Genomic DNA, 25880 nt, shown 5'->3' on the forward strand with positions numbered 1-25880 from the left:
GGCGGCCCCGACCGCCGGGGCACTCAGTGGCCCCGACCGCGGAGCTCGGTCGCCAGGACGGCCACCTGGGTCCGACGCTGCATGTCGAGTTTCGCCAGGATGCGCGAGACGTAGTTCTTGACGGTCTTCTCCGCCAGGAACATGCGGTCGGCGATCTGCCGGTTGGTGAGACCCTGGCCGATGAGCCCGAAGACCTCCCGCTCCTGGCCGGTGAGTCGGGCCAGCGGGTCGTCGGGCTCGCCGTCGCGGAGTCGGGCCAGCAGAGCGGCCGTGCTGCGATCGTCGAGCAGGGAGCCGCCGGCGCCGACCGTGCGGACCGCGGCGATGAGATTGTGTCCGAGGATCTGTTTGAGGACGAACCCGGAGGCGCCGGCGAGGACGGCGGCGAGCAGGGCGTCGTCGTCCGCGTAGCTGGTGAGCATGAGACAGTGCGTCTCGGGTCGGGCGCTGCGCACCGACCGGCACAGCTCCACACCGTTGCCGTCGGGGAGACGCACATCGAGGACGGCCACATCGGGTTCGGTGGCCGCGATGCCGACGGTCGCCTCGGCGACCGTGGCGGCCTCACCCACCACCTCCAGGTCGTCGGCGGTTCCGAGGAGGTCGCGCAGGCCTCGACGAACCAGTTCGTGATCGTCGACGAGGAACACGCGACAGGGCGGGGACGTGTCGGTCATACCTCGACGCTACCGCAGTGGAGGGGACGTAACAGCAGGTGAAGCGGTGACTCGGGGCCTCATTTGCTCGGGACCTTCGCCCCGTGATTCGGTCCCCCGGATCCGGAACGGTGGACAGGTATGACCCCCGTGATCTCCTCTGCCATGACCGGTTCGGACCTGCTGCGCGAACTCCTGCCCGTCTGCGAACGGGAGGTGAACCGCCACATGACGATGACGCGGGACTGGAATCCCCACGACTACGTGCCCTGGGATGACGGTCGCAACTTCGCGGCGCTCGGGGGCGTCGACTGGGACCCGGAGCAGTCGACGCTCTCGGAGACGGCGAAGGCCGCGATGATCACGAACCTGCTCACCGAGGACAACCTCCCGTCTTATCACCGGGTGATCGCCGAGAACTTCAGCCTCGACGACGCCTGGGGATTCTGGGTCGGACGGTGGACGGCCGAGGAGATGCGGCACTCGATCGTGATGCGCGACTACCTGGTCGTCACCCGCGGGGTGGATCCGGTGGCGTTGGAGGCCGCTCGGATGCAGCACATGACGGGCGGCTTCGATCCGCTGCCGGATGACGACGGGCAGCGGGACCACAGCTTCGACATGCTGTACGCCGTCGCCTACGTCTCGTTCCAGGAACTGGCGACCCGGGTGAGTCACCGGAACACCGGCAAGGCGTGCGGTGATCCGATCGCCGACCGGATGCTTCAGCGCGTCGCCGCCGACGAGAACCTCCACATGCTGTTCTATCGCAACGTGGTCGCCGGTGCGCTCGATCTGGTGCCCGACGAGACGATGGCGGCGATCTACACGATCGTCTCGAACTTCCAGATGCCGGGGGCCTCGATGCCGAACTTCCGTCGCAACGCGGTGCTGATCGCCAAGGGCGGCATCTACGATCTTCCGCAGCACCTGTCCGACGTCGTCCTGCCGGTGCTGCGGAAATGGCGGATCTTCTCACGCGACGATTTCGGTCCGCTGGGCCAGATGTACCGGGAGCGGCTGGCCGAGTTCCTCGAACAGATGGACGTCAAGGTCACCCGTTTCGAGGAGTCCCGCCAGCGTGCGCTCGAGCGTGCGCGGCGACGCGGCGAACTGCCGGTCTGAGCGCATCGAGCCCCCGGTAAGCTCGGAGGCCATGCACGCCCATTACCTGGCCGGTCTCGACCTCAACGGTCGCCGCGTGGTGGTCGTCGGTGGCGGCGGTGTCGCCCAGCGGCGGCTCCCGAACCTCATCGCCTCCGGCGCCGACGTCCACGTGATCGCCGTCGACCCCACGCCCGCCGTCGAATCGGAGGTCGCCGTGACCGTCCATCGTCGGGCATACGCCGACGGCGACCTCGACGGAGCGTGGTACGCGATGGCCTGCACCGACGATCCCGCAGTCAACGCCGCGGTGGTCGACGAGGCGCAGCGGAGCCGCGTCTTCTGCGTCCGCGCCGACGACGCGAAGCGGGGGACGGCGGTGACGCCGGCGTCGGGGGTCCACCGCGATCTGCAGTTCGGCGTCCTGGCCGGCGGCGACCATCGACGCTCGGCGGCCGTCCGCGCCGCCATCTCCGAGGCGCTCGCCGACGGGACGTCCCTGGCCGTCGACGACGGTCGGCGGCATGAGGCGGGCGTGGCGTTGGTCGGCGGCGGTCCGGGGGACGCCGACCTCATCACGGTGCGCGGCCGAAGGCTTCTCGCCGAGGCCGACGTCGTGGTCGCCGACCGGCTGGCGCCCATCGCGCTGCTCGACGAGCTGGGCCCCCAGGTGGAGGTCATCGACGCCGCCAAGGTGCCGTACGGCCGCGCGATGCGTCAGGAGCGGATCAACGAGATCCTCGTCGATCGTGCGCGGGCCGGTAAGTTCGTCGTCCGTCTCAAGGGCGGCGACCCCTACGTCTACGGGCGCGGCTTCGAAGAACTGCAGGCCTGCGTGGCCGCCGGGGTGCCCGTGATCGCCGTTCCCGGCGTGGCGAGCCCGATCGCGGCGCCGGGACTCGCGGGCATCCCCGTCACCCACCGCGGGGTGACGCACGAGGTGGTCATCGTGTCCGGACATGTTCCCCCCGGCCATCCCGATTCACTCACCGACTGGGACGCGTTGGCCCGACTGCGTGGAACGCTGGTGCTGATGATGGCGGTGAAGCGGATCGACGACTTCGCGCGCGCACTGCTCGACGGCGGCCGACCCGCCGACACCCCCGTCGCCTTCATCGAGAACGCCTCCCGCGCCGACCAGCGTCTGCTGCGCACCGATCTCGCGCACGCGGGGCAGACCGCGGACCGCGAAGAGCTGATCGCGCCGGCGATCGCCGTCATCGGTCCGGTCGCGGGGTTCACCGACGTCGACGACGCACTGGGGTTCGGCCGATGACCGCGCCCCTGGCGGCCGGAGTGTCGGGACTGTTCCTGGCGGCCGCGGCCGTCGGCGCGTGGTGGCTGCACCCGGCGGTCACCGCCGCTCTCGTCGCCGCCGCCGTCGTGGTCCTGACGGCCTGGCAGGTCTACCGCAGGCGGGCGGGCATCGCGTTGATGCCGGCGACCGCGCTGACCGTGTTCGTCGGGCCGTTGACCTTCGGCGCCCTGGCGGTGATCGCCTTCAACGGGTGGATCTATCGGATCTCCGCCGACTCCGGAACCGAGTCGGGACATCTGCAGATGATCGTCGGACTCATCACCGGTGTCATCGGGATGACGGGGGCGTACCTCTACGGGCGCGTGCGGGCTCACCGGGCACAGCTCGGCGATGTGGTCGAGGCGCGGATCGGTGACGAGCCGACCGGCGTCGACGAGGACGGCTGGTTCTTTCCTCAGGCGCGCTGACCGGGCCGGGCTCAGCCCTCGGTCACGACCGTGATCTCGAGGTCTCCGCTGACCTCCACCCGACGGCCCGCGTCGGCGAGGACGGCGGCCACCGCGTTCACGTCGCGGACGGCTCGCCGCGTGCGGACCAGATCGCGCGCGACCAGCCCCTTGTGGTGCTTGTTGAAATGGCTCACGACCTTGCGGGTGCCGTCGGCGGCTTCGGTGACGACCGTGGCGGTGACGGCGTGCGGGACGGGACCCAGCTTCTGGTACGCGCCCGACCGCAGGTCGACGACCAGGCCGTCGAGGGTGTCGAGGGCGGGGGACAGCACCGGCTTCCACTCGGACGCCAGGGTGCCGAAGCCGGGCAGGCGGGATCCGCCGGAGAGCCGATAGGCCGGGATGGGATCGGTCGCCGCGACGACACCGAACAGCGCCGAGCCGATCAGCAGTCGGTCGGCGGCCTTCGCCCTGCCCGCCCGTGTCAGCCCCGGGTAGTCGAGGGCGTCGTAGAGGACACCGGTGTACCGGGTGATGGCCGGACGGGTGGGGGACTCCCAGAGGTCGGCGTTGCGTTCGACCTCGTCGATCGCGGTCGCCCCGAGCCCCAGGGCGGCGCGTGAGGCGTCGAGGTCGGACGCGAGCGCCACGACGGCGTCGGCCAACCTGCGCCGCAGCGGGGTCAGTTCGGGCAGGGCGAGGGCGTCGAGGTCGAGGGGCGCGCCCGCGCCGCCGGTCGACTTGGTCTCCGAGGGAGGCAGGATCACGCGCACGCGACCACCCTAACCAACGGTGCGTCGCGCCCATTAGGCTGGTTGATCGTGATCACACGGATGTCGACCCTGTTCCTGCGCACTCTTCGCGACGACCCCGCCGACGCGGAGGTGCCCAGCCACAAGCTGCTCGTGCGCGCCGGATACGTGCGCCGCAGCTCCCCGGGGGTCTACGAGTGGCTGCCGTTGGGCCTCAAAGTCTTCCGAAACGTCGAGCGCATCGTCCGGGACGAGATGGACGCGATCGGCGCCCAGGAGATCCTGTTGCCCGCACTGCTGCCTCGCGAACCCTACGAGGCCACGGGCCGCTGGACCGAGTACGGGCCGACGCTCTTCCGGATGCGTGACCGCAAGGGCGCCGACATGCTTCTCGGGCCCACGCACGAGGAGATGTTCACCCGACTGGTGAAGGGCGAGTACAGCTCGTACAAAGATCTTCCGGTGACGCTGTACCAGGTGCAGACGAAGTACCGCGACGAGGAGCGTCCGCGTGCCGGGCTCCTGCGGGGACGCGAGTTCGTCATGAAGGACTCGTACTCCTTCGATCTGGACGATGCCGGACTGCAGGCGTCGTACGACGACCATCGGGCCGCCTATCAGCGGATCTTCGAACGGCTCGGGATCACGTACGTCATCGTCGCCGCGACCGCGGGCGCCATGGGCGGCAGCAGATCCGAGGAGTTCCTGGCGGTCTGCGATGTCGGCGAGGACACCTTCGTGCGCAGCACGGAGTCGGACTACGCGGCCAACGTCGAGGCCGTCGAGACGCCGGTCCCCGAGGACCGTCCCCTCGACGGACTCCCCGCCGCAACGGTCCGCGAGACGGGCGACACCCCCACGATCGAGACGCTGGTCGAGTGGGCGAACAGGACGCTCGAGGGCGACTACACGGCCGCCGACACACTCAAGAACGTGATGGTCAAGATCCGTCGCCCGGGCGGTGAATGGCAGATCACCGCGGTCGCCGTCCCCGGCGACCGCGAAGTCGACATGAAGCGGCTCGAGGCCGCCGTGGAGCCGGCCGAGGTCGACCTGCTCGAGGACAGCGACTTCGCCGCCAACCCGAGCCTCGTCAAGGGGTACATCGGCCCCAAGGCCGTCCAGGCGGCCGGCTTCACCTACCTCGTCGACCCCCGGGTGGTGACCGGCACCCGCTGGATCACCGGCGCCGACGAACAGGGGAAGCACTACGTCGATCTCGTCTGCGGTCGAGACTTCACGCCCGACGGCGTCATCGAGGCGGCGCAGGTGCGCGCCGGAGACCCGTCGCCCGACGGTCGCGGCGTGCTCGAGACCGCGAAGGGCATCGAGATCGGCCACATCTTTCAACTCGGGCGCAAGTACACCGACGCCTTCTCGTTCGACGTGCTCGGCGAGAACGGCAAGCCGGTGCGCCCCACGATGGGGTCGTACGGGCTCGGCGTCTCGCGGGCGGTGGCCGTCCTCGCCGAGCAGATGCACGACGAGGTGGGACTGCGCTGGCCGCGCGAGGTCGCACCCTACGACGTCCACCTGGTCGTCGCGAACAAGGACGAGCAGGCCGTACTCGGTGCCGAGCAGCTCGCCGAACAGCTCGACGTCGCCGGACTGTCGGTGCTGTTCGACGACCGGAAGGCCTCACCGGGCGTGAAGTTCAAGGATGCCGAACTCCTGGGGATGCCGGTGGTCGTGGTCGTCGGCCGGGGCTGGGCCGACGGCACCATCGAAATCCGCGACCGGTTCACCGGGAGTGCGGAGACGGCGCCGATCGCCGACGCCGTGCAGGCGGTGACCACCGCGGTCCGCGGCTGATCCCCAGGCCCGCTCGCGGCCGTCGTCACTGTCCGGGGAAGGGGACGGTCAGCGGTGACGTGCGGGAGACCGACCGCCACCGTGTCGCCCGCAGTGCGCACTCGGTGAGCGCATCGACGGCGGTACGGCGAACCGCCTGTTCGTCGGCCTGCTCCAACAGTGCACGGTAGGCGGTGGCGCATTCGGTTTCGGCAGCCAGCAGTGCCGTCGCGGCCGAGGCGTCGTCGGTGACGTCGACGGGCAGCGTGTACCCGGCCGCCGGGGTGCGCTCGGACTCGCCTGCCGTCAACAGCCGCGCGTTGAGCTCGTCGCGCCGCACCCGGTGGGCGGCGATGTACTCCGCGACCGCGGAGCGGTCGTCGGCGGTCGTGAAGGCCGTGGCGACGCCGTAGGCGAAGATCGCGGTGTTCTCGGCGTCGGCGGCCGTGGCCAGGGCGGAGTTCTGGCTCATGTGAGTTGGACCTTCGCAAGCGTGTGGCAGGAGGCGCTGATCGATCCGAGGAGACCGGCGCGGTACCCGTCGAGTCGGACCGCGGTGCGCGCCGCGCCGTCGGCGGATCGCTCGATCTGGTCGCGCAACTTCTGCACCGAATCCGGGGCCGGCTGCGCGGGTGTGGCCGCGGGGTCTGCGGGAGCGGCCGTGATGTCGTCGACGAGCGACGAATGCAGTCGCGCGATCTCGTCGCGCAAGGCCGCGAGGTGGGCGCGTCGCTGCTCGGCGACCACTGTGACGGCGGCCGTGTACTCGGTGACGCGCGGCGCCAGTGCGGTGGCGGCCTTCTGCTGCCGAAACGCAGCCTGTGCGTGCGGCAGGAGTGCGCGGGCACGATCCTCGTCCGCGGACGCCTCGTCGGTGCACCCGGTCACCGACCAGCCGACACCGACCGCGACGCCGAGACCCACCCCCGTGCGCAGGACGGCCCGTCGCCCGACGCTCCGCTCGTTCGACGCGCGACGGCTGCTCGGACCCTCGGGAGACTTCTCGCCGCGGGAGGGACGGTCGTGGTGCGGCACTGGGCTCACGGGAACTGGGCTCACTGGAACTGGGCTCACGGTCGTCGATTCTGCCAGCCCGCGTCGTCGACTACACTCGAAGGCCGGTCCGACGGTCGGCCGAGACACACGTGGAGAGGATGCTGCCGATGACGGGCGACTCCCTGACCGGTGAGATCGGCACCATCGTCGAACCCGTGCTGACCGAACTCGGATTCGACGTGGAGGAGATCGCCGTCTCGTCCGCCGCCGGCGGGAGACGCGTGCGCATCGTGGTCGACCGTGACTCGGGCGCGACCCTCGACGACCTCTCCGACGTCAGCCGAGCCCTCGACGACGTGCTCGACGCGTCGGACGCGCTCGGCGACGAGCCGTACGAGCTGGAACTGACGACTCCCGGGATCGACCGACCGCTCACCGCCGAACGTCACTGGCGTCGCGCCCGTGGACGCCGGGTGACGGTGACCCACACCGTCGACGGCGAGCCCCGGACGGTCACCGCGCGAGTCGGCCCCCTCGACTCCGGCGCCGGCGGCCCGGAAGAAGCAGGGGACCCGGGAGGAGCAGGGGAGGACGGGCCCCGCGTGACCCTGGTGACGGCCGACAAGGGACGCATCGGTAGTGTCGTCGTCCCGTTGAGCGCCGTCGAGACGGCGACCGTCCAGGTCGACTTCAGCCGCCCGGGCGCGGCCGAACTCCGGGCCTGCGGCCTCGACGACCGGGAGATCGACCTGCGGCGCGGCACCCCGTCCGGCGGATAGACGAAACCGGCGCCGTCGACCGATCCGACAACTCAACCCGACAAGCGAATAGGAGTCGCCACCATGCACATCGACATCAGCGCACTGCGTCTGATCGAAGCCGACAAGGGAGTTTCGATCGAGACCGTGCTCTCGGCCATCGAGACGGCTCTGCTGACCGCGTACCGGCACACCGACGGCTTCGCGCCGCACGCCCGCATCGACATCGACCGCAAGAGTGGCGAGGTCCGCGTGCTGGCTCAGGAGCTCGACGCCGACCAGAACGTGGTCCACGAATGGGACGACACCCCCGAGGGCTTCGGACGGATCGCGGCGACCACCGCGCGCCAGGTGATCCTCCAACGGCTCCGCGACGCGGAGAACGAACGCACCTACGGTGAACTCGTCGCCCACGAGGGCGAGGTCGTCGGCGGCGTGGTGCAGGCCGACGCCAAAGCCAACGCCCGGGGCATGGTGGTGGTGCAGATCGGCGCCGACGCCAACGCGACCGAAGGGGTGCTCCCGCAGGCCGAGCAGGTTCCCGGCGAGGTCTACCGGCACGGCGACCGCATCAAATGCTATGTGGTGGGCGTCACTCGCGGCGTCCGCGGTCCGCAGATCACCCTGTCGCGGACTCATCCGCATCTCGTCCGCAAACTGTTCTCCCTGGAGGTCCCCGAGATCGAGGACGGATCGGTCGAGATCGTCGCTGTTGCCCGCGAAGCCGGACACCGCTCGAAGATCGCCGTGCACACCGGCGTCGACGGACTCAACGCGAAGGGCGCCTGCATCGGGCCGATGGGCCAGCGGGTCCGCAACGTCATGAGCGAGCTCTCGGGGGAGAAGATCGACATCATCGACTACGCGTCCGACCCGGCCGAGTTCGTCGGCAACGCGCTGTCGCCGGCGAAGGTCGTCTCGGTCACCGTCGTCGATCACGAGCAGAAGGCGGCGCGCGTGGTCGTCCCCGACTACCAGCTGTCGCTGGCGATCGGCAAGGAAGGCCAGAACGCACGTCTCGCCGCGCGCCTCACCGGATGGCGGATCGACATCAGGTCCGACGCCGGGGGCGGGGAGCCCCGACTGGCCGACGAGGGTGACGCGGGCGCGACAGCGTCTGCCGATGAGCTAGACTGATCGGTGGCCCTTCGAGAGCCGACACCTCCGACGCGCACCTGCGTCGGATGCCGCCGCCGCGATCACGTCTCACACCTGATCAGGTTGGCGGTTGTGCGCAGCGCGGACAGCGAGGCGCGCGTGGTGGTCGACGACCGCAAGCGCTTGCCGGGACGAGGCGCCTGGTTGCACCGCAGTGACGAGTGTCTGTCACAGGCACTGCGGCGCAGGGCGTTCGGAGTGGCACTTCGGGCTCGCGACGCCGTCGTGAGACCAGAGGATCTCGCCGAGACGATCGGTGGGATCAGACATGAGGGCTCCGCAGGGAGCCAGGACAGGTAGCAGAAGACATGAGCACACCGTGAAGTCTCCACGATGAGCACGTTTACTGAATAAACCGAGGTCGCGCGGGCAGCCCGCTCGACCTCCAAGTGAGGAGAGCAGTGGCAGGCAAAGCCCGCGTTCACGAATTGGCCAAAGAGCTCGGCGTCCCCAGCAAGGCAGTGCTGGAACGTCTGAAGGAGCAGGGCGAGTTCGTCAAGTCCGCGTCGTCGACGGTTGAGGCCCCCGTGGCCCGTCGTCTTCGCGAATCCTTCGACTCCGCCGGCGGAGCGTCCGGCGACGCAACCCCGGCCAAGGCAGCCGACGGCAAGGCCACTGGCGCCAAGCCGACCGGCGGCAAGCCCGCCGCGGCGAAACCGGGTCCCAAGCCCGGCCCCAAGCCCGCGGCCAAGGCCGATCCGAAGCCCGACACCGCACCGGAGCCGGAGACGAAGCCGGAGCCCGCGAAACCCGCGGCCGCCGAGTCGGCCCCCGCCCCGCGTCCTGCACCGGGACCCAAGCCGGCGCCCGCACCGCGTCCCGGACCCCGTCCGGCGGCGCCGCGGCAGCCGCGTGTCGGCAACAACCCCTTCTCGTCCACGCCGTCGCCCGCACCCCGTCCGGGGCCGGCCGGCCCCCGTCCGGGCGGACGCCCGGGCCAGGGCGGACCGCGTCCGGGCGGCGGAGCTCGCCCCGGCGGCCAGGGCGGTCCCCGTCCCGGCGGCGGCGCGCGTCCCACCCCCGGTAACATGCCTCCGCGCCCGAGCCCCGGAGCGATGCCCCAGCGCGCGGCGCGTCCCGACGCCCGGCCCGGCGGCCGCGGCGGCGGTGGCGGCGGTCGCGGTGGCGGCGGCTTCCGCCAGGGCGGTCCGGGCGCACCGGGCGGCGGCTTCCGGGGTCGCCCCGGTGGCGGCGGCCGGGGTCGCGGCGGCGCAGCCGGCGCCTTCGGCCGTCCCGGCGGCGCACCCCGACGTGGTCGCAAGTCGAAGCGACAGAAGCGTCAAGAATACGATTCGATGCAGGCACCGGTCGTCGGCGGCGTCCGGCTCCCGCACGGCAACGGTCAGACGATCCGTCTCGCTCGCGGTGCGTCGTTGTCGGACTTCGCCGACAAGATCGATGCCAACCCGGCAGCACTGGTCCAGGCCCTGTTCAATCTCGGCGAGATGGTCACCGCGACCGAGTCGGTGAACGACGAGACCCTGGAGCTGCTCGGGTCGGAGATGAACTATGTCGTCCAGGTCGTCAGCCCGGAGGACGAGGACCGCGAACTGCTGGAGAGCTTCGACCTCACCTTCGGCGAGGACGAGGGCGGCGAAGAGGACCTCGCGCAGCGTCCGCCGGTGGTCACCGTCATGGGTCACGTCGACCACGGCAAGACCCGCCTGCTCGACACCATCCGCAAGGAGAACGTCGGCGGCGGCGAGGCCGGTGGCATCACCCAGCACATCGGTGCGTACCAGGTGAACACCCACCTCAACGACGAGGACCGCCTGATCACCTTCATCGACACCCCGGGCCACGAGGCGTTCACCGCCATGCGTGCCCGCGGCGCGAAGTCGACGGACATCGCGATCCTCGTGGTCGCCGCCGACGACGGCGTCATGCCGCAGACGGTGGAGGCGCTCAACCACGCCCAGGCGGCCGAGGTGCCGATCGTGGTCGCGGTGAACAAGATCGACAAGGAGGGCGCCGACCCCGCGAAGATCCGCGGACAGCTCACCGAGTACGGCCTGATCCCCGAGGACTACGGCGGCGAGACCATGTTCGTCGACATCTCGGCCAAGCAGGGACTCAACATCGACCAGCTGCTCGAAGCGGTCCTGCTGACCGCCGACGCCTCGCTCGACCTGCGGGCGAACCCGGACATGGACGCGCAGGGCGTTGCCATCGAGGCACACCTCGACCGCGGACGCGGTCCGGTGGCCACCGTCCTGATTCAGCGCGGCACCCTGCGCGTCGGCGACTCGATCGTCGCGGGCGACGCGTACGGTCGCGTGCGTCGGATGGTCGACGAGCACGGCGACGACGTGTCCGAGGCCATGCCGTCGCGTCCGGTCGAGGTCATCGGCTTCACCTCGGTGCCGGGGGCGGGCGACACCCTCCTCGTCGTCGAGGAGGACCGCACCGCACGCCAGATCGCCGACCGCCGCAATGCGCGCAAGCGCAATGCGTTGGCCGCGCGGAGCCGCAAGCGGATCAGCCTCGAGGACCTGGACTCGGTGCTCAAGCAGACCAGCCAGCTCAACCTCATCCTGAAGGGCGACAACTCGGGCACCGTCGAGGCGCTCGAGGAGGCGCTCCTCCAGATCGAGATCGACGACGAGGTCTCGCTGCGCGTCATCGACCGCGGTGTCGGTGGCATCACCGAGACCAACGTCAACCTGGCTGCGGCGTCGGACGCGATCATCATCGGCTTCAACGTCCGAGCGGAGGGCAAGGCCACGGAGCTCGCCAACCGCGAGGGCGTCGAGGTCCGGTACTACTCGATCATCTACAAGGCGATCGAGGAGATCGAGGCGGCCCTCAAGGGCATGCTCAAGCCGATCTACGAGGAGTCCGAACTCGGCCACGCCGAGATCCGTGCGATCTTCAAGTCGTCCAAGGTCGGCAACATCGCCGGTTGCATGGTCAAGGACGGCATCGTGCGACGGAACGCCAAGGCGCGTCTGCTGCGCGACAGCACGGTGGTCTCCGACGATCTCACGATCAGCTCGCTCAAGCGGGAGAAGGACGATGCGACGGAGGTCCGCGAGGGCTTCGAATGCGGTCTGACCCTCACCTACAGCGATATCAAGGTCGGCGACGTGATCGAGGTCTACGAGATGGTCGAGAAGGCACGGGACTGAGAATGGTCGATGCTGCACGAGCCCAGCGGCTCGCGAAGCGGATCACCACGATCGTCGCCTCGGCGATCGGGACGGAGATCAAGGATCCCCGGCTCGCCCACGTCACGATCACCGACTGTCGCGTGACCGGTGATCTGCATGACGCGACGGTGTATTACACCGTCATGGGCGAGTCGGTGGACGCCGAACCCGACGTCGCGGAAGCGGCGGCGGGTCTGGCGGCCGCCACCGGTGCCCTCCGGTCGAAGGTCGGGGCCGGGACCGGTGTGCGGTTCACCCCGACTCTCCGGTTCGAGCTCGACTCGGTGCCCGATGCGACACGGGCGATGGACGAGCTGCTGGCCCGGGCGCGCGCCCAGGACGAACTGGTGGCCCGCGCGGCCCGAGACGCGAGGCCGGCCGGCGACGCCGACCCCTACCGTCACGACGACGCGCCGGAAGGCGAGGTCGGATCGGGTGAACCCGACGTCGAGTGAGGCGGTGGCCGCGGCGCTCGGGCGGGCCGAGTCGGTGACGATCGTCAGTCACGTCCGACCCGACGCCGACACCATCGGGAGTGCGTTGGGTCTCGGCTCGGCGCTGCGGGACTCGGGGAAACGCGTGCAGTGCGCGTTTCCCGGCCCGGAACGGCTCCCCGGTCCGCTGCGGGAGCTGCCGGGAACCGATCTCCTCGTGGACGCGGGATCCCTCGAGCGGGCCGACGTCGTCGTCGCGGTCGACGCCGCGACGGCCGGCCGTCTCGGTGAACTCGAGGCCGTCCTGGCGGCCGCACCGGTGACGATCTGCATCGATCACCACGTGTCGAATCCCGGTTTCGCCGATCTCGACCTCATCGATCCGGAGTCGGACTGCACGACGGCGATCGTGCTCAGAGTGATCGATGCGCTGGGTGCGACGCTCACCGTCGACATCGCCACGTGCCTGTACGCCGGTCTGATCACCGACACCGGGTCGTTCAAATGGGCGCGTCCGGCGTCCTTCGCGATCGCCGCCCGACTCACCGAGGCGGGCGTGGATGCCGCGAGGTGGAGCAGGACCCTGCTGGACTCGCATCCGTACCGGTGGCTTCGCATGCTCTCGGACGTGCTGGAGTCGTCCGTCCTCGACGAGACCGCGTGCGGCGGACTCGGACTCGTCTACGCCGTCGTCACCGCCGACCAGATGGCGGAGATGAATTGGGACGAGGCCGAGAGTGTGATCGACGTCGTGCGGACCGCACGCGAGGCGGAGGTCGCCGCGGTCTTCAAGGAGGTCGGGAGTCGCCGTTGGGCGGTGTCGCTGCGCAGTAAGACGGTGGTCGACCTCGTCCCGATCGCGCGCTCCCTCGGCGGCGGCGGTCATGTGCGGGCGTCCGGGTACAGCGACACCGGGACGCGCGACGACGTGATCGCGCGGTTGCGCGCCACCCTCTGAGGGCGGCATCGGTGCGGGAGATGCTTCGGCTCGCGGCGTCGGCACTCGTCGTGCTCATCGCGCCCCCGCTGTACCTGATCCTCGACCTGGCCGTGGTGGGGCGCCTCGGGGCCGTCGAACTGGCGGCGTTGACGGTCGGCACCCTGGTGCTCGCCGTGATCAGCACCCAGCTGACGTTCCTGTCCTACGGCACCACGGCGCGGTCGGCCCGGGCGTTCGGCGCGGGTGACCGTGCGCGTGCCGTCGCCGAAGGGGTCCAGGCGAGCTGGATCGCGCTCGGCGTCGGCGGTCTCATCGTGGTCGTCGCTCAGCTGTCGGCTCCGCGGGTCACCGCGGTGCTGGTCCCCGATGCCGAGGTCGCGGCCGAGGCCGCCCAGTGGCTGCGGATCGCGGTGTTCGGGGTTCCGTTGATTCTGCTGGCGATGGCGGGCAACGGGTGGATGCGCGGGGTGCAGGACACGCGTCGGCCGGTGATCTACGTGGTGGCCGGACTGGTTCCGGCGGGGGCCCTGTGCATCGGTCTGGTGCACGGTGTCGGCGGTCTGCCGCAGCTGGGTCTGCACGGCAGTGCCTGGGCCAATCTCGCCGGTCAGTCGATCACAGGGGCGACGTTCGCGACACGACTGGTCCGGGAGAACGGTGGCCGGATCGCACCCGATTGGCCCGTCATCCGGGCACAGTTGACGATGGCCCGGGACCTCGTGCTCCGCAGCGCGTCGTTCCAGGTCTGCTTCGTCTCGGCGGCCGCGGTCGCCGCCCGGTTCGGTGTGGCACAGGTGGCGGCACACCAGGTGGTCCTGCAGTTGTGGGAGTTCACGGCGCTGCTCCTCGACTCGCTGGCGATCGCGGCGCAGCAACTCGTCGGTGCGGCGTTGGGAGCGGCGGCCTTCGCCGGTGCACGGTCGGCGGCCCGGCGTGCGACGATCGTCTCTGTCGCGGTGTCGGTGGTGGTGGGCGTGGTCTTGGCCGCCGGGGTGGGGGTGATCCCGCGGATCTTCACCGATGACGACGGGATCTTGTCGGCGATGCGGACGCCGTGGTGGTTCTTCGTGGTCATGTTGCCGGTCGCCGGTGTGGTCTTCGCTCTCGACGGGGTGCTCCTCGGCAGCGGCGATGCCGCGTTCCTGCGAACCGCGACCCTCGCCGGTGCGGTCGGTGTGTTTCTGCCGGTCATCTGGCTGTCGTGGGCGTTCGGCTGGGGACTGGCCGGCATCTGGAGCGGGCTCATGGCATTCATGCTGACTCGGCTCGTTGCGACCGTCTGGCGGGTCCGCAGCGGGGCGTGGGTGAAGTAGCGGAGCCCGGTCCGGCAACCCCGATCGGTCCAGCCTCACACGATGCGGAAACGCTTGTCAGGTGTCGACCGTGCCGGCCCGATACTGCGGGAAGCGCTCGAGGAACTTCTGGACGTAGGTGCACACGGGCACGAACGGGGTTCCGGCTGCGTCGAGGTCGTCGAGCATGGACATGACGAGGAGGCGGGCGAAGCCGGCGCGGCCGTACTTCTCGGTGACCACGGTGTGCAGCAGGACGATCGTTCCGTCGGCGCGGCGCTCGTACCCCGCGACGCCGATCAATTCGTTGCCGGACCACAGTTCGTAGCGATCCCGATCGGGGAAGTGACGCAGCAGCGGTGCGGGCGACAGCGTGACGGTGGGCGGCGGTACGGGAACGGGCGGGGTCATGCTTCGAAAATACCCCCGACATGGGCGTGCGCATCGTAATTGGCGACCGACGTCCGTGCGGAGTCGGGGCGAGGCCCCGGCGGGACCCCGGACGGTCACACCCGGGAGCGTGGCACGATGGGTCGCATGGCAACCCTCTGGGCGATCAGCGATCTGCACGTCTCGCATCGCGGGAACGGGACGATCCTCGATCAGATCCAGCCGACCGATCCCGGAGACTGGCTCATCGTCGCCGGCGACGTCGCCGAACGCACCGACGACATCGTCGACACGCTGCGACGACTGCGCAACAGATTCCACACCGTCGTGTGGGTGCCGGGGAACCACGAGCTCTACACCACGGCCAAGGATCCGCTGCAGATCTTCGGCGTCGCACGTTACGACTACCTCGTGCAGGCGTGCCGCGACCTCGGCGTCGTGACGCCCGAGGACATCTACCCGCTCTTCGATCCGGGCGACGGCACCGCACCCGTCCGCGTGGTCCCGATGTTCCTGCTGTACGACTACACCTTTCGGCCCGAGGGGACGTCGACGGCTCTGCAGGCCCTCGCGCTGGCTCGTGAACGGCACGTCGTGGCGACCGACGAATTCCTCCTGTCGCCCGAACCGTTCGGCACGCGAGACGCCTGGGGGCGGGCACGGATCGAATCCACCCGTGCGCGACTCGACGCCATCGACCCCGCCGAACCGACGATCCTCATCAATCACTGGCCGCTGCGACGCGAACCGTGCGACGCGCTGATCTACCCCGAGTTCGCACTGTGGTGCGGCAGCGAACTCACCGACGACTGGCATGTCCGTTACCGGGCGGCGGCCTGCGTCTACGGCCATCTCCACATACCCCGCACCACCTGGTACGACGGCGTCCGGTTCGAGGAGGTCTCGGTCGGGTACCCGCGGGAGTGGACACGTCGCGGGCTGCCCGAACCGCTGCTCCGGAAGATCGCCCCCGACGACGGACTCCGACCCGAGGACCTCAACGAGCTGGGTGCCCGGTTCGAACTGCCACCCGACTATCAGGAGAAGGCCGCCGAATTCCGGGAGAGGGTCGAACGGTTGCACGCCCGGCGCGCACAGTCGAACACGCGGGCCGAGGGCGGCGACCGGTGATCGAGGACCTGATGCCGCGCGGCGTCGGTGCCGCCGACTCGTTCGGAGACCCGGACGGATTGAGCGTCCTTCCCGCCGAGGAACCGCTGATCGCGTCGGCCGTCGAGAAGAGACGCCGCGAATTCACCACCGCGCGGCACCTCGCGCGCCGCGCTCTCGGCCAACTCGGCGTCGAACCGGTGCCGATCCTCCGCGGCGAACGCGGCATGCCCGTGTGGCCGCGCCACGTGGTCGGCAGCATGACCCACTGCGACGGCTACCGAGCGGCGGTCACCGCATACTCGATGCAGATCCGGTCACTGGGCATCGACGCCGAACCGCACGCGCCCCTTCCCGACGGGGTGCTCGGACACACCAGCATCGAAGCCGAGCGCGACGTTCTGACCGCCCGATCCGCGCACGACGACGGCCTGCACTGGGATCGGCTCCTGTTCTGCGCCAAGGAGGCCACCTACAAGGCGTGGTTCCCGCTCACGCACCGCTGGCTCGGGTTCGCCGACGCCCACATCGTCTTCGACCGCGACGACGCGGTCGGCACGGCCGGTGAGCCCGCGGGTACATTCACATCGACCATCCTGATCGACGGTGCGGCGATCGACGGCGGACCGCCGCTGCTGACGCTGCCCGGCCGCTGGCAGATCGCCAACGGTCTGATCCTCACCACGATTGCGCTCACCTGACATGGCAGACGCCTCCATCGAGAACGCCGGCATCCTCATCGTCGACAAGGCGGCCGGCATCACCAGCCACGACGTCGTCTCCCGTTGCCGCAAAGCCTTCGGGACCCGACGTGTCGGGCATGCCGGCACACTCGACCCGATGGCCACCGGAGTCCTCGTCGTCGGCATCGAGCGGGCGACGAAGCTCCTGGGACTGCTCTCGCTGACGACGAAGTCGTACACCGCGACGATCCGGCTCGGCCAGTCCACGACCACCGACGACGCCGAGGGCGAGCCGTTGACCGTCGCGGATGCCGGCGGAGTCACCGACGCCGAGATCACCGCCGTCGTCGCGTCCCTGACCGGCTACATCGAGCAGATCCCGGCGCGGGTCTCGGCGATCAAGGTCGACGGTCGTCGCGCACACGCCCTGGCGCGCAGCGGTGAGGACTTCGAGCTGCGGGCGCGCCCCGTCACCGTTCACCGCTTCGAGGTCACCGCGACGCGGCGGACCGGCGCGTTCGTCGATCTCGACGTCGCCGTCACCTGTTCGTCGGGAACCTACGTGCGCTCCCTCGCCCGCGACCTGGGAGCGGCGCTCGAGGTCGGCGGGCATCTCACCGCACTGCGACGCACCGAGGTCGGTCCCTTCGATCTCACCCGCGCGCGCACGCTCGACGAGATCGCCGCCGCCCCCGGGGTGAGCCTCGGCATCGACGACGCCGCCAAACTGTGCTTCGAGCACCGTGCCATCAGCGACGACGAGGCCGAGTCGATCAGTCAGGGACGATGGTTGACGCCGATCGGGATGGCCGGCGTGTATACGGTGGTCGACCCCGCGGGCCGCGCGATCGCCCTGGTTCAGGAGAAGGGCCGACGGGCGAGCTCGGTGATGGTGGTTCGTCCCGCGACGCTGCGCTGACGGTCGACTGCTAACGGGTCGCCGTCTGCAGGCCGTCGAGAAAGATCGCGCGGGCGGCGAGGTCGCCGAGGTGGATCGGCTCGGAGCCGTCGACGCACACCGTGATGGTCCCGGCGAACGGCCGCTTCTCGGTGACGCGCACGGTGCAGTCGAGGTTGACGCCGATCTCCTCGAAGTACCGCAGCATCTCGGGGTCGGCGTCGGAGATCCGCGTGATGACGCCGGACTCGTCGATGTCGAGGTCGGCGAGCTGCAGCGAACCGGCTTCCGGAACGGTGCCGTCGGCCGCCGGGATCGGGTCACCGTGCGGATCCCGTTTGGGGTGGCCGAGTTTCGCGTCGATGTGGGTCAACAGCTGTTCGGAGACGGCGTGTTCGAGGATCTCGGCCTCGGCGTGCACCTCGTCCCAGCCGTAACCGAGCTCGCGGACGAGGAACGTCTCCAAGAGCCGGTGTCGACGGACCATCCCGACGGCGGCGACGCGCCCCTGGTCGGTGAGGGTGACGGCGCCGTAGGGTGCGTGATCGACGAGTCCCTGGTCGGCCAGTTTGCGGATGCCCTCCGAGGCGGTGGACGGTGAGACGTTGAGCCGCTCGGCGAGCAGCTTGGTGGTCACCTTCGTCTCCGACCACTCCTGGGACGTCCAGATGACCTTCAGGTAATCCTGTGTGACCGAGGTGAGTTCGCTCACCGGGCGAGTGTCGGGCATGACCATGACCTTACCCATCCGGGCGGTCACCTGGTGCGTGCCGGTTCGGCGGGGGAGTCGTACCCTGGTGGTGTGTTGCGTTGGCGAGGTTTGGACGATGTCCCGGCGGGCTGGGGGCGGTGCGTGGTCACCATCGGCGTGTTCGACGGTGTGCATCGCGGGCATGCGCAGTTGATTGCGGCGGCGACCCGTGCCGCGGCCGAGCGCGGAGTCCCGTCGGTGCTGATGACGTTCGACCCGCACCCGATGGAGGTCGTCCGGCCGGGGACGCACCCCCCGCAGCTGTCGACGCTGCGCCGGCGTGCCGACCTCGCCGAGGAACTCGGCATCGACGTCTTCTGCGTTCTCCCGTTCAATCCCACGATGGCCTCGCAGACCCCGGAGGAGTTCGCGCACTCGGTGCTGGTGGAGCAGCTTCACGCCGCCGAGGTGGTGGTCGGCGACAACTTCACCTTCGGCCACAAGGCGGCCGGCGACGTCCCGAAGTTGCGTGATCTGGGGGAGCGGTTCGGCTTCGAAGTGACCGGTGTGTCGCTCTTCGGCGAGCACACGGTGACGTACTCCTCGACGTACATCCGCTCGTGCATCTCGTCGGGTGACGTCGAACTGGCCGCAGAGGCTCTCGGTCGGCCGCATCGCGTCGAGGGCGTCGTCGTCCACGGGGAGCGCCGCGGGCGCGATCTGGGGTTCCCGACCGCCAACGTCGCGCCGCCCGAACACGCGGCCGTACCGGGAGACGGTGTCTATGCCGCCTGGTTCACGGTGCTCGACAGTGCGACGGAGCCGGAGGGCATCACCCTCGGTCGGCGTTATCCGGCAGCCGTCTCGGTCGGCACCAATCCGACGTTCTCCGGTCGGGTACGGACGGTCGAGGCGTACGTCCTCGATGTGGACGCCGACTTCTACGGGCAGCACGTGGCCGTCGACTTCGTGGCGCGGCTGCGTGGGATGGAGCCCTTCGACAGCGTCGAGTCGTTGATCGCGGCGATGACCGACGACGTCGACCGGACTCGCACGATCCTCGCGGCGGAGGACGACGGCGTTGACAATCGCACCGAGTGAGGCGGGCGCAGGCGAGGCGGGAACCGTCACGCGCGTGGCGACCTCCGCTGTCGCCGGGGCGGCCGGGATCGCGCTGATCGTGGGATCGGTCGGTGTGTGGCGGACGACGGACGAGTTGGGACTGTCGGGGCTGCGCATCGCGGGGACCGGGGCGTACGGCTTCGAACAGACCTTGGCGACGCATCCAATCGGCTGGGTGCTGATCGGCCTCGGACTGATGTTGCTGGTCGCGGCGGGCGCTGCGTGGTTCCGGCCGATGTGGTCGGGTGTCGCGACCGCGACGCTGGGGATCGCAGCGCTGATCGGGGTCCTTGTCCTGGGATGGCTGTTGCCGGAGCGGATGATGTTCGACACGGTTCAACAGATCGGAGCCGACCAGGCCTTCGTCGACCTCCTGGGGCCGGGGTGGGGCCTGATCCTGAGCACAGCTGCTGCCGCGACCGCGACCCTGGGAGGGGCGGTCTCGGTGGTCCTCGTCGAACCGCATAGGCGGGCGAGACCGTTGCTGATCGGCATCGTCGGCGGTGCGGTGCTCGGAGTCGTCGCCGTCATCATCGGCTCGTGGGCGCCGGACGGCGCCGAGATCCGCATCGTCGGCTGACGTCGAACGATTCGGTCTCCACACGACCCTCCTGGTAGACTTCTCCGCTGGTGTCAGCTGCGGTCCGTGGCGGCGCGCCTCCCTGCTGGTGCAGGGTCTGGAGCACGGAACTGAAACAAGGAGATCTGTCATGGCGTTGACCACTGACCAGAAGAAGGCCATCCTCACCGAGTACGGCCTGCACGAGACCGACACCGGTTCGCCGGAGGCGCAGGTCGCGCTGCTGACCAAGCGCATCACCGACCTCACCGAGCACCTCAAGCACCACAAGCACGATCATCACAGCCGTCGCGGTCTGCTGCTGCTCGTCGGCCGCCGCCGCCGTCTGCTCAAGTACGTCGCGAGCGTCGACATCACCCGCTACCGTTCGCTCATCGAGCGCCTCGGACTGCGTCGCTGATCGTCACCCACTCGGCTACTCCTCCGGCCGCGTCACCGCATGGTGGCGCGGCCGGAGTCGTCTTTCGGGTGCGCCCGACCGACCGACGGCGGACAATCGAACCATGACCGACGCCATCATTCCCGCCATCACCTACCGCGATCCGAGAGCGGCCACCCGGTGGCTGGCCGAAGCATTCGGGTTCCAGCTGACGATGGCGATCGAGGGGCCTCCGGAGCAACCCGCAGCCTCGCACTACGAGATGGCGGGGCCGGCCGGCGGGCGGATCATGATCGGCGGCGAATGGTCGACTCGAACGGTGAGTCCGGCGGGTGTCCGTGGTGTCAACACGCAGTCGGTGCACGTGCGGGTGCCCGGCGGTCTCGATGAGCACTGTGCGATCGCACGCGAGAAGGGAGCCGAGATCGTCGCCGAACCGGCCGACCAGTTCTTCGGCGACCGGACGTATCGCGCACTGGACCCGGAAGGGCACTGCTGGACGTTCGCGGCGCACATCCGCGACGTGAGCCGAGCCGAGGCCGAACAGCTCATCGGTATGCCGATCGCGGCGCGGGACTGGGAGTGACCCGGATGTCGGGCTCCGACGGGCGTGCCGGAGCTCGCGCACGGCCGTGCGCGCAGCATCGGGATGTTACGCTGCCCAGTGGACGATCGGCCGCCAGTCGGTGGGTCGGATGTGATTGTCGGATCGGTCCTCGGTAGTGGCCGCCGGAACCTCGGTGACGAAGTCGCCGTGAGCCTCCGGCCGCTTCGATCGAAGGCCGTCTGCTCACAGCGCAGGTGCGCTGTTCACCTCCGGCGCGATTCGCGCGCCATTCGCCCGCCGGTTCGTCGCGCCCTGCGAGAACCGGCTGCTGCATACCGGTCGCAGCCCGCTGCGGCCGCTACGAAAGGTAAACACTCTTGACTGATGTCAATGCCGACTTCGACGACTCCGTCACCGAAGTCTCCGCCGTCATCGACAACGGGGCCTTCGGCACCCGCACCATCTCGTTCGAGACCGGGCGCCTGGCCATGCAGGCTGCCGGCTCGGTCGTCGCGTACCTCGACGAGGGCACGATGATCCTCTCGACGACCACGGCGTCCAAGTCGCCGAAGGAGCACTTCGACTTCTTCCCGCTGACCGTCGACGTCGAGGAGCGGATGTACGCCGCGGGCCGCATCCCCGGCTCGTTCTTCCGCCGTGAGGGCCGTCCGTCGACCGACGCGATCCTGACCTGCCGTCTCATCGACCGTCCGCTGCGCCCGTCGTTCGTCGACGGACTGCGCAATGAGATCCAGATCGTCGAGACCGTCCTGTCGCTCGACCCCAAGGACCTGTACGACGTCGTCGCGATCAACGCGGCGTCGGCGTCCACCCAGATCTCCGGTCTGCCGTTCTCGGGCCCCGTCGGCGCCGTGCGCGTCGCACTGATCCCGACCCTCGCCGGTGAGGGCGACGGTCGTGCCGAGAACACCGCCGGCCAGTGGGTCGCGTTCCCGACCGTCGATCAGCTCGAGGGCGCCGTCTTCGACATGGTGGTCGCCGGGCGTCTCACCGAGAGCGGTGACGTCGCGATCATGATGGTCGAGGCCGAGGCCACCGACAACGTCCTCGACCGGATCGCGGGCGGTGCCCAGGCACCGAACGAGACGATCGTCGCCGAGGGGCTGGAGGCCGCGAAGCCGTTCATCGCGCAGCTGTGCCGCGCCCAGCAGGAGCTGGCGTCCGCCGCAGCCAAGGAGACCCGCGACTTCCCGCTGTTCCCGCCCTACCAGGACGACGCCTACGACGCGGTCGCCGAGTTCGCGACGACTCGTCTCGGCGAGGCGCTCGGCATCGCGGGCAAACAGGAGCGCGACGACGCCACCGACGCCCTCAAGGCCGATGTGCTCGACGCGCTCGGTGAGCGCTTCGAGGGCCGTGAGGGCGAGCTCGGCGCCGCCTACCGGTCGCTGACCAAGAAGCTGGTCCGTCAGCGCATCCTCACCGACCACTTCCGTATCGACGGTCGCGGCATCACCGACATCCGCGAGCTCTCCGCAGAGGTCGGCCTGGTCCCGCGCGCCCACGGCAGCGCCCTCTTCGAGCGCGGCGAGACGCAGATCATGGGTGTCACGACGCTCGACATGGTGAAGATGGCGCAGCAGATCGACTCGCTCGGTCCCGAGACCAGCAAGCGCTACATGCACCACTACAACTTCCCGCCGTACTCGACCGGCGAGACCGGCCGCGTCGGCTCGCCGAAGCGTCGTGAGATCGGCCACGGTGCGCTCGCCGAGCGTGCGCTCGTGCCGGTTCTCCCGAGCGTCGAGGAGTTCCCGTACGCGATCCGCCAGGTCTCCGAGGCCCTCGGCTCGAACGGGTCGACGTCGATGGGTTCGGTGTGCGCGGCGACCATCTCGCTGCTGAACGCAGGCGTCCCGCTGAAGGCGCCGGTGGCCGGCATCGCGATGGGCCTGGTGTCCGACGAGGTGACGATCGACGGCAAGACCGAGACCCGCTACGTGGCGCTCACCGACATCCTCGGTGCCGAGGACGCGTTCGGCGACATGGACTTCAAGGTCGCGGGCACCAAGGACTTCGTGACGGCGCTGCAGCTCGACACCAAGCTCGACGGCATCCCGTCGAGCGTGCTCGCCGGTGCGCTGAGTCAGGCCAAGCAGGCTCGGTTCACGATCCTCGACGTTCTCGCCGAGGCCATCGACGAGCCGGACGAGATGAGCCCGTTCGCTCCGCGGATCACCACGATCAAGGTCCCGATGGACAAGATCGGCGAGGTCATCGGCCCCAAGGGCAAGACGATCAACGGCATCACCGAGGAGACCGGCGCCAACATCTCCATCGAGGACGACGGCACCGTCTTCGTCGGCGCGTCCGACGGCCCGTCGGCGCAGGCTGCGATCGACAAGATCAACGCGATCGCCAACCCGCAGCTGCCGAAGGTCGGGGAACGGTTCCTGGGCACGGTCGTCAAGACCGCAGCCTTCGGCGCCTTCGTCTCGCTGCTGCCGGGCCGGGACGGTCTGGTCCACATCAGCAAGCTGGGCAACGGCAAGCGCATCGGCAAGGTGGAGGACGTCGTCTCGGTGGGCGACAAGCTCCAGGTCGAGATCGCCGACATCGACGAGCGCGGCAAGATCAGCCTCGTCCCGGTCCGTGACGACGCCGAGGAGAAGACCGACGAGAAGGCAGACGCCTGATCTGAACTGAATCGGTTCCGGTCTCCGGCCCGCGATGTCGTTCGACATCGCGGGCCGGATTCGTCGGCCTGCGTCGTCGAGTCCGTCTCGTCCGGGTGGGTGGTGTCAGCACTACTGTGAAGGGTCGATCGCGCACCAGTGAGATCGACGTCGACGGTCTCTAGCGTTGTCCCCATGACGAATGACGAGATGACGGCGGCAGACAGATCAGCGTGGGAGAGTCTGGGTCGCTCGCCGCTGCGCTATCTGGGGTCCTCTGCCCCCTGGCGCGCCCTGGTGTACAGCGTGACCACCGTGGCTCTGGGCTTCCTGATGTTTCTGGCGTACGTGGTGATCGTGCTGCTTCCGTTCGCGCCGGCGTGGTCGATCCTGCTCGGCGGGCTCGAACGTCGACGGGTCCGTCTCCTCGGGGTCCGCGCGATAGACGATCCGCACGCACCGCTCGACGGGAACCCCGGAACACGGATCGGCACGCGTCTCGGCGAGGCTGCGACGTGGCGGGAAGTGGTGTACTCGCTGTTCCTCGCGATCTACGGGCCGCTCGTCGGCCTCGGTCTCGTGATCCTCGGTGTCGCCACCGGCGTCTTCGCGGTCGCGCCCGCCATCGCCCGGCACGGCGAAGTCATCAGGCTCGGGAACTGGACGGTCGATTCGCCCTCGGACGCCTGGTGGATGGTCCCGGTCGCGATTCCGCTCCTTGTCGTCACGCTCTATCTGAGCGGGGTCGCCGCGGCCATCACGGCGTCGGTCGCCGCGTGGCTGCTCGGTCCGCGCGAAGAGGAGCTGGCCGCGCAGGTCGAGGCCCTCGAGTCCTCGCGCGGTGTGCTCGTCGGATCCTTCGAGGACGAACGCCGTCGGATCGAGCGGGATCTGCACGACGGGCCGCAGCAGGACCTCGTCGGTGCCGCGATGCGACTCGGCGAACTCGCCCAGACGAGCGATGATCCGGTGCTGCGCGCGGAGGTCGAAGCGGCGCAGGGCCGTGTCGAACGGGCGTTGTCGGGGTTGCGTGAAACCGTTCGCGGGGTGAGCCCCGGGGTACTGGACGACTTCGGTGTCGAGGCGGCGTGTGCCGAACTCGGCGATCCGATCACCGTGCGCGTGATCCCGGGTACCGGATGGGTCCCCGGCCGCCGGCTCCCCGAAGCGGTCGAACGCGCGATGTATTACACCGCCAGCGAGGCCGTGACCAACGCCGGCAAACACGGCGGTGCCTCGACGGTGACGATCGAGCTCTCCGACGAGCAGGGGGTCATCACCATGGTCGTCACCGACGACGGGATCGGTGGAGCCGATCCGGCGAACGGCAGCGGTCTGGCGGGGCTCGTCGAACGTGCCGATGCACTCGGCGCGACCCTCACCATCGACAGCCCGCACGGCGGCCCCACCGTCCTGCGGTGGACCGGTCGCATCGATCGGTAGACGATCGGGGAGACTCGAACCCGTGGGTGTGCGCATCGTCCTGGCCGAGGATTCGGTCCTTCTCGCCGAAGGCCTCGTCAGGATTCTCGAACGGGCCGGACACGAGATCGCCGCGACGGTGAGTGACGCGACGGCGTTGCGGACCATCGACCTGACGGACGTCGACCTGGTGGTGACCGATGTTCGGATGCCGCCGGGAGACGGCGACGACGGGCTGCGGGCCGCGCTCGACCTCCGGACACGGCGGCCGGGACTGCCGGTGTTGGTCCTGTCCCAATACGTCGCGGCGGCGTACGCGCGGCGACTGCTGGCCTCCGAGCAGGGCGGCGCCGTCGGCTATCTGCTCAAGGAGCGGGTCGGTCGCGTCGACGACTTCCTCCGGGCGATCGAGACCGTGGTGGCCGGAGGTGTCGTCGTGGATCCCGAGGTGATCGCGAAGATGTTCCGATCAGCGGTGATCGACCGCCTCACCCCGCGCGAATGCGAAGTCCTGGCGCTCATGGCCCGCGGGCATTCCAACTCCGAGGTCGCGGCGGCGCTGGTGGTCTCCGATGCCGCCGTCGCCAAGCACGTGTCGAACATCTTCACGAAGCTCGATCTGCCGCCGGAGACCGAGAATCGGCGGGTGCGGGCGATCCTGATGTACCTGGCTCAGGGGTGAGCG

Annotated in this window: 27 protein-coding genes; 21 read left to right on the forward strand and 6 right to left on the reverse strand. The window is 69.6% G+C overall.

Annotated elements, in window-relative coordinates; translation table 11 throughout:
* Positions 1-23: 23 nt before the first annotated feature.
* The gene (locus G528_RS0103045) at positions 24-677 is read right to left on the reverse strand and encodes a response regulator (protein ID WP_026917685.1); all 654 of its coding nucleotides are present in this window, start codon (positions 675-677) and stop codon (positions 24-26) included.
* Between the two features lie 120 nt (positions 678-797).
* Between G528_RS0103045 and G528_RS0103050 the strand changes: the two genes are divergently transcribed.
* The 3 genes from G528_RS0103050 to G528_RS0103060 are packed head-to-tail and all read left to right on the forward strand — an operon-like array spanning position 798 to position 3485.
* Positions 798-1781 (forward strand): acyl-ACP desaturase, encoded by a 984-nt coding sequence (locus G528_RS0103050; RefSeq protein ID WP_026917686.1) that lies wholly within the window; start codon positions 798-800, stop codon positions 1779-1781.
* Positions 1782-1812: 31 nt separating this feature from the next.
* The gene (gene cobA, locus G528_RS0103055) at positions 1813-3036 is read left to right on the forward strand and encodes a uroporphyrinogen-III C-methyltransferase (RefSeq protein ID WP_026917687.1); all 1224 of its coding nucleotides are present in this window, start codon (positions 1813-1815) and stop codon (positions 3034-3036) included.
* Positions 3033-3485, forward strand: coding sequence for a hypothetical protein (locus G528_RS0103060; RefSeq protein WP_026917688.1), 453 nt, complete (start codon positions 3033-3035; stop codon positions 3483-3485). Before cobA ends, G528_RS0103060 begins: the two co-directional genes overlap by 4 nt.
* A gap of 11 nt (positions 3486-3496) precedes the next feature.
* On the opposite strand, the gene yaaA is transcribed toward G528_RS0103060, so the two are convergent.
* The gene (gene yaaA, locus G528_RS0103065) at positions 3497-4240 is read right to left on the reverse strand and encodes a peroxide stress protein YaaA (protein WP_026917689.1); all 744 of its coding nucleotides are present in this window, start codon (positions 4238-4240) and stop codon (positions 3497-3499) included.
* Positions 4241-4300: 60 nt separating this feature from the next.
* Here yaaA and G528_RS0103070 point away from each other — a divergent pair, with 60 nt between their 5' ends.
* Entirely contained in the window at positions 4301-6031 is a 1731-nt protein-coding gene (locus G528_RS0103070) for a proline--tRNA ligase (protein ID WP_211220596.1), read from the forward strand.
* 25 nt (positions 6032-6056) lie between these two features.
* Here G528_RS0103070 and G528_RS0103075 read toward each other — a convergent pair whose 3' ends face one another.
* Positions 6057-6482 (reverse strand): ferritin-like domain-containing protein, encoded by a 426-nt coding sequence (locus G528_RS0103075; protein WP_026917691.1) that lies wholly within the window; start codon positions 6480-6482, stop codon positions 6057-6059.
* The gene (locus tag G528_RS0103080) at positions 6479-7054 is read right to left on the reverse strand and encodes a hypothetical protein (RefSeq protein ID WP_026917692.1); all 576 of its coding nucleotides are present in this window, start codon (positions 7052-7054) and stop codon (positions 6479-6481) included. Before G528_RS0103080 ends, G528_RS0103075 begins: the two co-directional genes overlap by 4 nt.
* A 119-nt stretch (positions 7055-7173) precedes the next feature.
* Between G528_RS0103080 and G528_RS0103085 the strand changes: the two genes are divergently transcribed.
* The 7 genes from G528_RS0103085 (at position 7174) to G528_RS0103110 (ending at position 14758) form a co-directional block, all read left to right on the forward strand.
* Complete coding sequence (locus tag G528_RS0103085; protein WP_035718913.1) at positions 7174-7785, forward strand: ribosome assembly cofactor RimP; 612 nt, start codon at positions 7174-7176, stop codon at positions 7783-7785.
* Between the two features lie 63 nt (positions 7786-7848).
* A complete protein-coding gene (gene nusA, locus G528_RS0103090; protein WP_026917694.1) occupies positions 7849-8901 on the forward strand; it encodes a transcription termination factor NusA in 1053 nt (350 codons plus the stop codon).
* Positions 8902-8994: 93 nt separating this feature from the next.
* Positions 8995-9222, forward strand: coding sequence for a YlxR family protein (locus tag G528_RS18140; protein WP_245569654.1), 228 nt, complete (start codon positions 8995-8997; stop codon positions 9220-9222).
* 101 nt (positions 9223-9323) lie between these two features.
* Positions 9324-12050, forward strand: a complete 2727-nt coding sequence (gene infB, locus G528_RS0103095) for a translation initiation factor IF-2 (RefSeq protein WP_026917695.1) — start codon at positions 9324-9326, stop codon at positions 12048-12050.
* Positions 12051-12052: 2 nt separating this feature from the next.
* Positions 12053-12526 carry a 30S ribosome-binding factor RbfA gene (gene rbfA, locus G528_RS0103100; protein WP_026917696.1) on the forward strand — a complete coding sequence of 158 codons (474 nt, stop codon included), beginning with the start codon at positions 12053-12055 and terminating at the stop codon, positions 12524-12526.
* Positions 12507-13463, forward strand: coding sequence for a DHH family phosphoesterase (locus tag G528_RS0103105; protein WP_026917697.1), 957 nt, complete (start codon positions 12507-12509; stop codon positions 13461-13463). Before rbfA ends, G528_RS0103105 begins: the two co-directional genes overlap by 20 nt.
* Before the next feature lie 20 nt (positions 13464-13483).
* Positions 13484-14758 carry an MATE family efflux transporter gene (locus G528_RS0103110; RefSeq protein ID WP_026917698.1) on the forward strand — a complete coding sequence of 425 codons (1275 nt, stop codon included), beginning with the start codon at positions 13484-13486 and terminating at the stop codon, positions 14756-14758.
* Positions 14759-14815: 57 nt separating this feature from the next.
* Here G528_RS0103110 and G528_RS0103115 read toward each other — a convergent pair whose 3' ends face one another.
* The gene (locus G528_RS0103115; protein WP_026917699.1) at positions 14816-15148 is read right to left on the reverse strand and encodes a GNAT family N-acetyltransferase; all 333 of its coding nucleotides are present in this window, start codon (positions 15146-15148) and stop codon (positions 14816-14818) included.
* Positions 15149-15274: 126 nt separating this feature from the next.
* On the opposite strand from G528_RS0103115, the gene G528_RS0103120 reads away from it, so the two are divergent.
* Genes G528_RS0103120 through truB form a run of 3 tightly spaced genes read left to right on the forward strand, consistent with a single transcriptional unit; the run spans position 15275 to position 17839 of the window.
* Positions 15275-16258 carry a metallophosphoesterase family protein gene (locus G528_RS0103120; protein WP_026917700.1) on the forward strand — a complete coding sequence of 328 codons (984 nt, stop codon included), beginning with the start codon at positions 15275-15277 and terminating at the stop codon, positions 16256-16258.
* The gene (locus G528_RS0103125; RefSeq protein WP_026917701.1) at positions 16255-16938 is read left to right on the forward strand and encodes a 4'-phosphopantetheinyl transferase family protein; all 684 of its coding nucleotides are present in this window, start codon (positions 16255-16257) and stop codon (positions 16936-16938) included. Before G528_RS0103120 ends, G528_RS0103125 begins: the two co-directional genes overlap by 4 nt.
* A 1-nt stretch (position 16939) precedes the next feature.
* Positions 16940-17839, forward strand: a complete 900-nt coding sequence (gene truB, locus G528_RS0103130; protein ID WP_026917702.1) for a tRNA pseudouridine(55) synthase TruB — start codon at positions 16940-16942, stop codon at positions 17837-17839.
* 10 nt (positions 17840-17849) lie between these two features.
* Here truB and G528_RS0103135 read toward each other — a convergent pair whose 3' ends face one another.
* The gene (locus G528_RS0103135; RefSeq protein ID WP_026917703.1) at positions 17850-18548 is read right to left on the reverse strand and encodes a metal-dependent transcriptional regulator; all 699 of its coding nucleotides are present in this window, start codon (positions 18546-18548) and stop codon (positions 17850-17852) included.
* Positions 18549-18620: 72 nt separating this feature from the next.
* On the opposite strand from G528_RS0103135, the gene G528_RS0103140 reads away from it, so the two are divergent.
* The 7 genes from G528_RS0103140 to G528_RS0103170 all read left to right on the forward strand — a co-directional run bounded on the left by G528_RS0103140 (position 18621) and on the right by G528_RS0103170 (position 25877).
* On the forward strand, positions 18621-19610 hold the full coding sequence (locus G528_RS0103140) for a bifunctional riboflavin kinase/FAD synthetase (RefSeq protein ID WP_084638008.1): 990 nt from the start codon (positions 18621-18623) through the stop codon (positions 19608-19610).
* A gap of 34 nt (positions 19611-19644) precedes the next feature.
* Entirely contained in the window at positions 19645-20211 is a 567-nt protein-coding gene (locus G528_RS0103145; RefSeq protein ID WP_026917705.1) for a hypothetical protein, read from the forward strand.
* Between the two features lie 130 nt (positions 20212-20341).
* The gene (gene rpsO / locus G528_RS0103150; RefSeq protein WP_026917706.1) at positions 20342-20611 is read left to right on the forward strand and encodes a 30S ribosomal protein S15; all 270 of its coding nucleotides are present in this window, start codon (positions 20342-20344) and stop codon (positions 20609-20611) included.
* A gap of 103 nt (positions 20612-20714) precedes the next feature.
* Positions 20715-21176, forward strand: coding sequence for a VOC family protein (locus tag G528_RS0103155; RefSeq protein ID WP_026917707.1), 462 nt, complete (start codon positions 20715-20717; stop codon positions 21174-21176).
* A 338-nt stretch (positions 21177-21514) separates the two neighbouring features.
* Positions 21515-23794 carry a polyribonucleotide nucleotidyltransferase gene (locus G528_RS0103160; protein ID WP_026917708.1) on the forward strand — a complete coding sequence of 760 codons (2280 nt, stop codon included), beginning with the start codon at positions 21515-21517 and terminating at the stop codon, positions 23792-23794.
* 174 nt (positions 23795-23968) lie between these two features.
* Positions 23969-25216, forward strand: coding sequence for a sensor histidine kinase (locus tag G528_RS0103165; protein ID WP_026917709.1), 1248 nt, complete (start codon positions 23969-23971; stop codon positions 25214-25216).
* Between the two features lie 22 nt (positions 25217-25238).
* Positions 25239-25877 (forward strand): response regulator transcription factor, encoded by a 639-nt coding sequence (locus G528_RS0103170; RefSeq protein ID WP_026917710.1) that lies wholly within the window; start codon positions 25239-25241, stop codon positions 25875-25877.
* Positions 25878-25880 lie beyond the last annotated feature (3 nt).

Source organism: Gordonia shandongensis DSM 45094, assembly GCF_000423025.1.
In the GTDB taxonomy this organism is placed as follows: domain Bacteria; phylum Actinomycetota; class Actinomycetes; order Mycobacteriales; family Mycobacteriaceae; genus Gordonia; species Gordonia shandongensis.